The following is a 10,407-nucleotide window of genomic DNA, read 5'->3' on the forward strand; positions in this document are numbered from 1 at the left end:
TGCTGCCCGGCGCCACATCGGTGGTGCTGCCTGACAGGGTTAAACTATTATCTGCCGCCAACTCTGCCGCCACAGTAATGGCGGAATCCACCGCATCCAGCGTGATGCCGGTATTGGCATTAATGGTAATGCCATTATTATCCACCGCGCTCGCGGTGATGGTCAGCGGGCCATCGACCAGGCTGCTGATATCAATGCCGGCCAGGCTGTAACTGCCATCGGCATTAACTAGGGCATTAACCACCACGCTATTGCCAAACTGATCGGTAATGGTCAGTGCAACCGTGCTGCCCGGCGCCACATCGGTGGTGCTGCCTGACAGGGTTAAACTATTATCTGCTGCCAACTCTGCGGCCACAGTAATTAAACCTTGTGAAAAAGTGTCCGTAGCAGCGGCAGTGCCCGAAGCGGCTGTTGTAACTAATGCATTAAAGCTTTGTGTATCAATAGGAGATATTTGCTCTGAGATACGGGTAAGCTGAACAAAGCTGTGGCCCGATGACGCGCCCCCAGTAACACCTGCAGCGGCATCTTCCAGCTCAGCCAGTAAATCACCTTCACCATCTAAAACGGCAAGAATATCAGTCACGCTTTCAGGAAATACTGCACCATCAGGATCCACCTGAAGCAAAGCCAACTCTTCTGGTGTAATACTAAGTTTAGAATCAGAAGGCAGCGTATAAAATTGTCCTTCTAAATTCAGCATTAAAGACGCGTTATCTGCAATGATGACTTCAGTACCAATAGTGACAACATCACCGACTTGCAAAACCACCTTTGTATCGTCGTTGTTTAACATCCATGCTTCACCATTTACTTGCACTACTGTTGCCTGAGCCATATTCACTTACCTTTTGATTAATTCAGTGACATTCTTACATTTTCAATTTAAAGGTAACATCGTACTGTGGTACGATATTGCTTAGTAATTATCCAAAATTTCACTGTGTTAGTTTTAGTGACGCACTAAAGCGTATTGTAAGAAGGTAGTAATGACCACTTCACGCCCATTTAGACTCCTTGTTGTATCTGTTTCACTAACTTTTTGTTCATTAACAGCATATTCAGCACCCACTATTAATGAAGCTGTCAGGCAGGCGATTGAAACGCATCCTGAAGTTGATGTTAGATGGAGAGAATTTCTAGCAGCAGGTTTTGGCACTAACGCCGCAAAGGCAGGCTATTTACCTAGTGTTGATTTAGCTACCGGCTATAACTACCAACAATTAAATTACGGCCCAAAGCGTGAATTTGGTAGTGGCTTTGCTCGTATTGGCCTTACTCAGATGTTATACGACGGAAGCAGAACGCGCTCTGAAGTCAGCCGCTTATCACATGAACAACTGGTTAGTTACTTCCGGTTGCTGGAAACTATTGAAAATATTGGTTTTGAAGCCTTTAAAGCATACCAGGACGTATTGAAGCACCGGCAACTGGTTAACTTGGCTGAAGATAATCTGCAAAAACATTATACGGTTTACAAACAAATCGAAGACAGTGTGATAGCTGGCCGTTCCAGAGCAGCTGATTTAGAGCAAATAACCGGTCGACTATCACTTGCACAATCTAATCTGATGATCGAAGCATCTAACTTGCATGATGTCACAGCACGCTATCTTCGTTTAACAGGTCAGGCCCCCTCGAGTGATATGCGTACCGCGGCACTTGAGATATCAACGCCACAGAAGTTATCTGAAGCGCTTAACCAAAGTTATCAATTTAGCCCAGCCTATCATGCTGCCTTACGCAACATCGAAGCTGCTGAAGCAGCGCACAGCACTGCCCGAGCAAATTTCAAACCACAAGTCAGCCTGAATAGCAGCTATACCTACCGGGATACCGACCAATTTGGTTTTAAAAGTGACCGCTCTGAAGCTCAGATTGGCATTGAAGTCCGTTATAATCTTTTTAGCGGTAAAAGAGACACTGCCAACGCCAAAAAAGCCATTGAAGAAATTAATATTGCAAAAGATTTGCGTTTAAAAGCCTGTATCGATATCAGGCAAAATATGCAAATTGCCTTTAATGAAAATCAGCGTTTGGTGAAACAAATTCCATTCCTAAGCCAACATAGAATTTCATCTGATCGTGTAAGAACAGCTTACAAACAGCAATTTGATATAGGCCAACGCTCATTACTGGATGTATTAGACTCTGAGAATGAATTTTTTCAGGCGAGCAGAGCCTGGTTAATTGCAGAGGCAGAGAACCTTGTCTCTCAAGCAAGGATTCTGGCAACAAGTGGTAAACTTATTGAAGCATTGTCTTTATCCCGCAATGCCTTACCTTCGTTAGCCGATTTAGGTGCACAACCTATTACGGTTGATCCGGCCTCTGCCTGCCCGGTAGATTTTGCCTACGATACCAGTATTTACAACACGGACTCAGATCAAGATGGTGTGCCTGATTACCTGGATTTCTGCCCTAATACACCGGCAGGTACTTCAGTGGATGCAAGAGGATGCTCAGTTAGCCAGCCAATAGCTGAGCAAGCAACTGCTGCTGTAAAGCTAGATATTCACTTTTCTCATAACTCAAGTGAACTTCCGGATGATGCAGCTGCCATTTTGCAGCAAATAGCAGCGCATATGCAAAGCAATCCTGAACTCAGTGTAGAGATAGCCGGCCACACCTCGTTAGATGGTTCAGACTGGTACAATCGTCTACTATCACAACAACGCGCTGATGCTATTCGTACTAGCTTAATAGCGCAACATAAGATTCCGGCAGCAAGAGTCATTGCTGTTGGATATGGAAGTAGCCAATTAGCAGTAGAAGGTAATACAGAAGCTGCACGTCAGGCTAATCGCAGGGTAGAAGCGCGCTTTAAAACACCTTAAACTGAAATAAGGTTTCTATGCAGGTAACAACCAAACCATCGTCTGCCGGACCATTATTTGATGCTTTTAAGTACATTTGTCAGTACCACAGTATTTATATTAATGCCGACAGCTTGCTTAATGGGTTGCCTCTGGAAAATGGCCAATTAAGCCCATTGGCGCTTGAGCGGGCCGCTAAAAGAGCAGGGCTTAGCTGTAAAATTATGCAAAATGGCTTCGCCGGAATAAATCCGGCATTGCTTCCCGCTATCGTATTAAATGAAGATAATCAACCCATCATACTGCATCAGATTAACCTGGATAATACGGTTACCATTAGTTATGCAGAAGATGCCGAAACCGCCTTTACTGAGCCAACTAAACTTTTTGCCGAACGTATCAGCAACACCGTTTTCTACTTGCGCCCAGCGCTGTCAGCAAAAGTAGATAACATCCCCAAAACATTACTTCCCGGCAGACACTGGTTTTGGGGCGTGATAAGCCAAAACCAGTTGCTGTACAAAGATGTCATTTTGGCATCTATCTTGATTAACTTGTTTGCGTTGGCGACACCGTTGTTTGTCATGAATGTGTATGACAGAGTTGTGCCTAACAGTGCCATTGAAACATTATGGGTGTTGGCTGCAGGTATTACACTGGTTTTTGCATTAGATCTGATATTAAAACTACTAAGACATTACTTCGTCGATCTTGCAGCAAGCAGAACAGATATCAAACTCTCAGCCATTATCATGGATAAAGTGCTGGGCATGCAGCTTGAGTCCAAACCTAAAACCACTGGCAGTTTTGCTGCATCTATTCAGGGGTTTGAATCGGTCAGAAGTTTCAGCAGCTCCATGACATTGGTCTCCCTGGTCGACTTGCCCTTTGTTCTGCTTTACCTGGTATTTATCATATTGATAAACCCCTGGCTGGCATTGCCTATCATTATTGGCGGCCTGCTAATTGTTTTGTATGGTTTTATCGTCCAGCACCAGCTCGCGCAATTGTCTGAAAACGCCATGCAGGTCAGCTCAGAAAAAAATGCCAGCTTAATTGAGGGGCTGTCTGCGCTTGAAACGATAAAAAGCTTTGGTTTACAAAGTTTTCGACAAAAAAAGTGGGAGCAGCTTAGCCTGCTAAACAGCCACAACACCGCAAAAATAAGGGCCGTGTCAACCTCTGTCAGTACAGTGTCATCTTTTTTGCAGCAGTTGTCCTCCATTGCCATTATTATCCTTGGCGTCTACTTAATCATTGATGGCCAACTCACTCAGGGTGGTCTTATCGCTGTGTACTTGTTAAGTAGCAGAACATTGGCGCCAGTTACCCAGGCGGCAGGCTTATTAGCGCAATTTAACCAGGCTTCTACTGCCATAAACGCCTTAGATGAACTGATGCAAAAGCCCTCTGAGTCAGATTGCACCCGAAAAAAAGTAGCTATGCCCAAGTTAATCGGCAGTATTGAATTTAAAAAAGTCAGCTTCAAATACCCGGATACTGAGTATTTTGCATTGCAAGACGTAAGCTTTAAGATCCAGCCCGGTGAACATATTGCCATAATAGGAAAGAATGGCTCAGGCAAAACCACGGTAAATAAGCTGATTCAGGGGTTATACAAGCCAACGTCAGGACAAATATTGATTGACGGCGTCGACTTACAAATGCTCGATTTAGTCGCAGTCAGAAAACAAATAGGCTATGTGCCTCAGGATATAACCTTATTCAGAGAAAGCCTACGCTTTAATATTGAGTTAGATACCCCCGCTGATGATGATAGCCATTTACTTAAGGCTATACAGCAATCTGGTGTTCAGCATATCATCGAGCAACAGGCTGCAGGTCTGGAATTGAATGTCGGCGAATACGGCCAACACCTATCGGGTGGGCAGCGACAATCTGTGGCCTTAGCCAGGGCAATGTTTAAACAACCCGCCATTTTGTTGCTGGATGAACCAACAGCGGCCTTGGATCATGCCAGTGAAGAAGCGGTAAAACAAAGCTTATTACAAGGCAGCACTGACAAAACCCTGATTGTAGTAACACACCGCAGCCCTTTATTGACGCTGGCGAACAGACTTATCGTGATGGACAAGGGGAAAGTTGTCGCAGACGGCCCTAAAGACAATGTTTTAGAAGCCTTACGACAAGGCCGTGTGGTAGGGGCATAAATGAACACTGAGAAAAAAAGCCTGGCTGAAAAACAGTTTTCATTATTAGCAGCGACCGAGCGATATCATGCCCGCCAATTCAGTTTTCTGCAAAAGTGGTATTTGAAATCAAAAGGCAGTAACTACTCTGCGGACTGGGTAGAAGAAGCAGAATGGGCCAGGGTTGCCCAAACGCCTCTACGGGCAAGACAATTACTGTACGTCACCGTATTAGCGGTAGTTGCGCTTTTGCTATGGGCAGCAATCGCAAAAGTAGATGAAATTGCCCGCGCCAGCGGCCGGGTTATTCCTTCCACGCAATTACAAACCGTGCAGGCCTTAGATGGCGGCATGGTACAACAAATTTTAGTTCGTGAAGGCCAAATTGTTGAAGAAGGCCAATTGTTACTGCAGCTTGACCAAACCCGGGTCAGTTCTTCATTAGGCGAAAGCAGGGCGTTATTAATGGCTTTGCAAGCAGAAGTAAGTCGGTTGCGTGCCTTGGTGCAACATTCCCCTTTAACCTTTCCTGAGCAACTAGAGAGTGAAGAGCCAACACTGGTGCTGGCGGAGCGGCGACTGTATGAAACGAGCCTGGCTGAATTACAACAGCAGCAAGGCGCCTTAACCGAGCAAATTGAACAAAAACAGCAAGAGCTTAATGAAGCCCAAGCGGCAGTAGAACAATATACCCAAGTTATCCGCTTTAGCGAACGCGAGCTAGCCGTCACAGTACCCCTTCTCAGCTCTGGTGCAGTATCTGACATAGACATACTGCGCTTAGAACGCGACCTGGCAAGAGCTCAGGGTGAGCTTAACCGGGCAATAGCCAATGTTAACAGGGCTGTTGCAGCCGTCAGAGAGGCCGAGCAACGTAAAGCAGAAACGGAGCTCTCAGTGCTTAATCGCTGGCAAACGCAATTAGCGGAATCTGAGTCGCGACTGGCGTCATTACAGCAAGCACAAGGCGGCTTAACCGATAAAGTTCGTCAATCGGAAATACGTTCTCCGGTTAGAGGAACCGTGCAACGCTTATATATCAATACCGTTGGCGGAGTTATTACTGCCGGTCGTGAAGTGGTCGATATCGTACCCTTAGATGATGTCTTAGAAATAGAAGCTAAAGTATCTCCCTCTGACATTGCCTTTATCAAGGTAGGTCAACATGCTGTGTTACGCTTTAGTGCTTATGATTTCAGCATTTTTGGTGGCCTGGCAGCAGAAGTCAGTCATATCAGCGCCGATACCATCACTGATGAAAAAGACATGACCTATTATCTCATTCGCTTACAAACCAAGCAGCAAGCAACGGATACAGAGCTGTTAATCATTCCAGGCATGACGGCAGAAGTTGATATTATGACAGGTAAAAAAACCATTCTTTCATATTTAATTAAACCCTTCAGCAGAGCTAGGTATTATGCTCTGACCGAGCGCTAATGATGATAAAAGCAGTTTTCATTACACATTGCACTCAAGCTGTTAAACCTTTAACGAGGTTTTTTGAGCAAGTGGTCCTTATTAGCGATGCCAATGATATTGTCAAGATTACATCAGATATTGTATTTCTGGATTTAGCCTTTGCAAACAGTATCCAACTTATGTCAACGTTAACCAACACACACAATATCATCGCAGTAAATGACAGCTTATCTATACCACAAATGCAACAGGTACTAGAACAAGGTGCTAAAGGCTACCTGGCTATTAATAGCCCTGCAGAGCAGTATCATGCGGCTGCTAATGCTGTGACCCTTGGCGCCCTTTGGATCCCGCCTGCTTTAGTGTTACACCTGAGCAAAGTATTGACACAGACATTCAGTCAACAACCTGATACAGCGTCTGGTAATGCCAAGGGTAGCTTAAAAAGCCTGACAGAGCGGGAAAGACAGGTAGCAGAGCTGGCAGCTAAAGGCGTTAGTAATAAACATATTGGCCAACACCTGCACATAGCAGAGCGCACCGTAAAACAACATTTAACCAATGTTTTTGCTAAATTAGGTGTAAAAGATCGTCTTCAGCTTGTACTGTTTCTCAGATAAGGAAAAGCCATGTTTGTAAAACGCGACCAGCACGGTGAGATATGCGCAGTCAGTTTACATCAAACAGCTGACTGCGCTGAATTCATTGATGATAAAGCTGCAGACTTAATCGAGTTTTGCCAACGTCATTTTGCAGACACTCAACAAAACAATACTAAAGAACATCCAGGCCGCCAACTTCAAATCTCGGATGCTGATCTGGCAAGGGTGTTAGAGGACGTTATCGATGCCTTAAGCATCAAAGGCATCTTAGCGTTTACCGATTTACCTTTAGCTGCTCAACAGAAACTGCTGCAAAGAAAGCACCTCCGAAAAAACCTTACAAGTCTTGAACTAATCTCAGATGACGACGACAGTTTTATGCCTTAGGCGGCAAGATTACCACCGGACCGGCTACAGCATAAAATCCAAGTTGCCCCAAACTTTTTAGCGCTTGTTCAGAAGTCACGCCATCGGCAATAACCTCTGCACCTAAAGCTTTTCCTAACTGAATTAAACTTATTAATAAACGTTGTACCTGTTCATCTTCATACTGTCCAATGATGGCTGCATCTATCTTCAAATAATCCAACGCCAGGCTTTCCAAGCCATTAAATTTATTCAAACCGTGCCCACAATGCACTAAGCCAATACGCAGCCCCAGTGGTTTAAACCCCATCACTATCGCCTTCAGAGCCAGTTGATGCTCTAAAGCCACCTCTTCAGAAAATTCAAAAACTAAGCGTTGTCTGACCTCAGTAGGGGTTTGCTTTAACAATGAAATCAATTGAAGAAAACAGCTTTCATTCCCCAAAACTGCTTCAGATAATGTTACAGCTACAGTGTCACCATCAGTTGCTAACCTTATAGCCGTTTTACACATCAATAAATCGACTTTATCCATCCAGCCAAAACGCTTGATCCAACCAATCACCCTGGATGCTGACATCAGAGTATTTTCAATTTCTAATTGCAAAAAAAGTTTATTGTGCAAAAAAGATGAATCCATTTTTAGAACGGGGAAAGCTCTGGGCACGGTATACTGCCGCTCAAGTGCCGGGTAAATAGCTTGCCGCCAATAATTACTGCCATGCGCCTGAGGCAACAATATATGCTGCCGTTTACATCCTGACATTGCAGACACCGCAAGATCAGACAACAAGGTATCTAACTGAGATAAACATTCTTCTTTACTTTTAGCACCAGCCAAATCAGAAGCGACACAACTTAACTGCATTTTATTCAGCCCAACCTCCAAATGTAATTTGGCTTCCAACGCCTCATGTAAATTTGAGAACGCATCGTCTTTATCTTCTGAAAATGGAATTATCGCTAAAAAATCACTGCCATTAAGTCGACCAACCACACTGTCTTTTGATGTAGTTGAGATGATGTTTAACATGCTTCTGAGCAAAGTATCTGTTTTTTCCCTGCCCAGAAGCGTATTAATGTCTGCCAATTGATGAATCCGAAACAAAATAGCCGTTTTGCTTTCTACATCTGCAGAAGAAGCATAAAAATTTGAAAGCCAACTCAGCATATAACCCCGATTGAAGCAAAACAAATTAGGGTCTTTCTGTGATTTCTCCTGTAACTCTGCCGTACGTTGTAATTCAGTGTCCAGCATATCTTTGACACGGTGGGTTAGGATATTCATGGCTTTAACAACACGCCTAAACTCAAGGGTAACCGGCTCTTTGCTGCTGATAAAACGCCGCTGCCCAAGAGCTTCAGCTTGATTCACCACATTTTCAAGTGGTTTACTGATGAAGCGCAATGCAAAGCTCGCTAAAATACCAAAAATCAATGCCACCCAAAAACTCCAGCTAGCCAGAGCTAAGGTGGTTAGCCATAAAGCATCAACCGCATAATCGTACTGACTTTGCAGTGTTAGCGTGCCGAATTGCATCCAACCATCCTGAATCTGAGCCACTCCTGGGTTAAGCTGCAAATTGAGCAACCTCTTAAACCATGTTGGAGCCTGATGCTCCGACACCTCGGTATCAAAACGTATCAGGGTATTATCATCAGCAGTGGAGAGACTAATGTATTGATAATGTCCAGAATCAAATTGAGCAGCCAGCAAGAGTTCCAAATGGATGAGGTCTTTTTCACTATGAGAGAGTAACAAACCTAAATTCGTCGCGTTATCAATATTTTTTAATTGAAGTTGCTCTTGATAACTGTCTCGATTTTGATAGGTCGAAATAAGTACACTGGAAGAAAAAGTCAGTGTTACGAGTATTATAATCCCCAACCAAAGTTGCTTAATTAATGACATGACTGCCTCCGCTTGCATTGAGCGAGTTCATAATAAAATTCCTTCATTGGGGAGTCGCTCAAGCAAATCACGCCATCTTGATAAGCGAGCACGGGGAGATTGTGTTGAGCGCATTTCTGATTGCCCTGCCCAAAGCCCTTCGGCATTAAAACTAAACACAGGCGTTAAATCATCGCGCTGAGAAGCCGGCAAAACAGCAGTAATTAAACTATCCAAAATCAAGGGTTCGCTTTCCGCTGTTGGGTAATAGGCTAACACCATATGCGCCTGACTCAGAGGGCTACCTAAAGCGCCCAGTCTCGTCCTGACATAGATTAATCTTAATTTTGTATCATCAATACGAAGTTGTCTTAAAGTAATATACTTAGCTATTGCCCAGTCTTCGCAGTCTCCCCGCCCTGCGCCAAGTAATTCTGCCGGAGATGCCCAATAATCACTTAAACCATATAATTCTTGATCTGTTGCATAGGTAATATGCTGATGAAAAAAGGCATTAACGGCATGTACCATGTCCAGCTCTGAAGCATAGTGGTGATCATTAAGAAATAAACGGTACTGCTCGGCACGGGCAATCGAAACGCTGCTGTATTGTGATGAAACAAAAGCCACAAACTTATCTATCCGAATAATATCGGGTATCCGACTAAAACTATTTTTAACAAATACACTGCAAATCAGGCAAAACACCAACGCTGCAACACCAGATTTTCGAAACAGTTGGTAAGTGCGCAAAGCAGAAAAGTACCTTTTAAAATGGTATTAAAAACTTGAGTTTATATCATATTAAATAAAGAGCCCTACAAAAAAAGACAAAGTTTTATCAACCTTGTAAGTAAGGTTAAAAGGTCGCCACAAAGCCCGGACGTTGGTAAGCCGCCAAGCGCTGCTCCAGTAAATTGGCCAACGCCAATAATTCGGGCTCTGACCAGGGCAAACCCACCAGGCTGATTCCTAATGGCAAAATACCGCTACTGCCGGCGGGCAGCGTTATCGACGGATAACCCGCCACCGCTGCTGCGGTCGAGGTGCCAAAGTTAAAGGCATCGCCATTAACATGGTCAATCGGCCAGGCGGGCCCATAAGAGGGCATAATAATCGCTGCTATACCCTGCTCGCGCAAATAGCTATCCAGCGCC

General features: G+C 44.3%; 8 protein-coding genes and 1 pseudogene. 5 read left to right on the forward strand and 4 right to left on the reverse strand.

Annotation, left to right across the window (positions count from 1 at the left end):
- On the reverse strand, positions 1-841 hold an 841-nt coding region (locus V7D78_RS14555), incomplete at its 3' end, for a retention module-containing protein (protein ID WP_333609183.1).
- Between the two features lie 151 nt (positions 842-992).
- On the opposite strand from V7D78_RS14555, the gene V7D78_RS14560 reads away from it, so the two are divergent.
- The 5 genes from V7D78_RS14560 (at position 993) to V7D78_RS14580 (ending at position 7,380) form a co-directional block, all read left to right on the forward strand.
- On the forward strand, positions 993-2,840 hold the full coding sequence (locus V7D78_RS14560) for a TolC family outer membrane protein (protein WP_333609184.1): 1,848 nt from the start codon (positions 993-995) through the stop codon (positions 2,838-2,840).
- Positions 2,841-2,857: 17 nt separating this feature from the next.
- Positions 2,858-4,990 carry a type I secretion system permease/ATPase gene (locus V7D78_RS14565; RefSeq protein ID WP_333609185.1) on the forward strand — a complete coding sequence of 711 codons (2,133 nt, stop codon included), beginning with the start codon at positions 2,858-2,860 and terminating at the stop codon, positions 4,988-4,990.
- A complete protein-coding gene (locus V7D78_RS14570; RefSeq protein ID WP_333609186.1) occupies positions 4,991-6,409 on the forward strand; it encodes an HlyD family type I secretion periplasmic adaptor subunit in 1,419 nt (472 codons plus the stop codon).
- 161 nt (positions 6,410-6,570) lie between these two features.
- Positions 6,571-7,011, forward strand: coding sequence for a response regulator transcription factor (locus V7D78_RS14575; protein ID WP_333609187.1), 441 nt, complete (start codon positions 6,571-6,573; stop codon positions 7,009-7,011).
- Between the two features lie 9 nt (positions 7,012-7,020).
- Positions 7,021-7,380, forward strand: coding sequence for a tryptophan synthase subunit beta like protein (locus V7D78_RS14580; RefSeq protein WP_333609188.1), 360 nt, complete (start codon positions 7,021-7,023; stop codon positions 7,378-7,380).
- Here V7D78_RS14580 and V7D78_RS14585 read toward each other — a convergent pair.
- From V7D78_RS14585 to V7D78_RS14595, 3 genes and pseudogenes are all read right to left on the reverse strand, one after another.
- A complete protein-coding gene (locus V7D78_RS14585; RefSeq protein WP_333609189.1) occupies positions 7,370-9,271 on the reverse strand; it encodes a bifunctional diguanylate cyclase/phosphodiesterase in 1,902 nt (633 codons plus the stop codon). The genes V7D78_RS14580 and V7D78_RS14585 overlap by 11 nt on opposite strands.
- A gap of 27 nt (positions 9,272-9,298) precedes the next feature.
- Positions 9,299-9,880 (reverse strand): transglutaminase-like cysteine peptidase, encoded by a 582-nt coding sequence (locus tag V7D78_RS14590; RefSeq protein WP_333609190.1) that lies wholly within the window; start codon positions 9,878-9,880, stop codon positions 9,299-9,301.
- Positions 9,881-10,109: 229 nt separating this feature from the next.
- Positions 10,110-10,407 (reverse strand): annotated as a pseudogene (locus V7D78_RS14595) (amidase); the annotation flags it as partial.

This window comes from Arsukibacterium sp., from assembly GCF_036735525.1.
Classification (GTDB): domain Bacteria; phylum Pseudomonadota; class Gammaproteobacteria; order Enterobacterales; family Alteromonadaceae; genus Alishewanella.

Bases quoted from the DNA above. Each gene is read 5' to 3' on its own strand.
- V7D78_RS14560 (WP_333609184.1), top strand. From the start codon at position 993: ATGACCACTTCACGCCCATTTAGACTCCTTGTTGTATCTGTTTCACTA.
- V7D78_RS14565 (WP_333609185.1), top strand. From the start codon at position 2,858: ATGCAGGTAACAACCAAACCATCGTCTGCCGGACCATTATTTGATGCT.
- V7D78_RS14570 (WP_333609186.1), top strand. From the start codon at position 4,991: ATGAACACTGAGAAAAAAAGCCTGGCTGAAAAACAGTTTTCATTATTA.
- V7D78_RS14575 (WP_333609187.1), top strand. From the start codon at position 6,571: ATGTCAACGTTAACCAACACACACAATATCATCGCAGTAAATGACAGC.
- V7D78_RS14580 (WP_333609188.1), top strand. From the start codon at position 7,021: ATGTTTGTAAAACGCGACCAGCACGGTGAGATATGCGCAGTCAGTTTA.
- V7D78_RS14585 (WP_333609189.1), bottom strand. From the start codon at position 9,271: ATGTCATTAATTAAGCAACTTTGGTTGGGGATTATAATACTCGTAACA.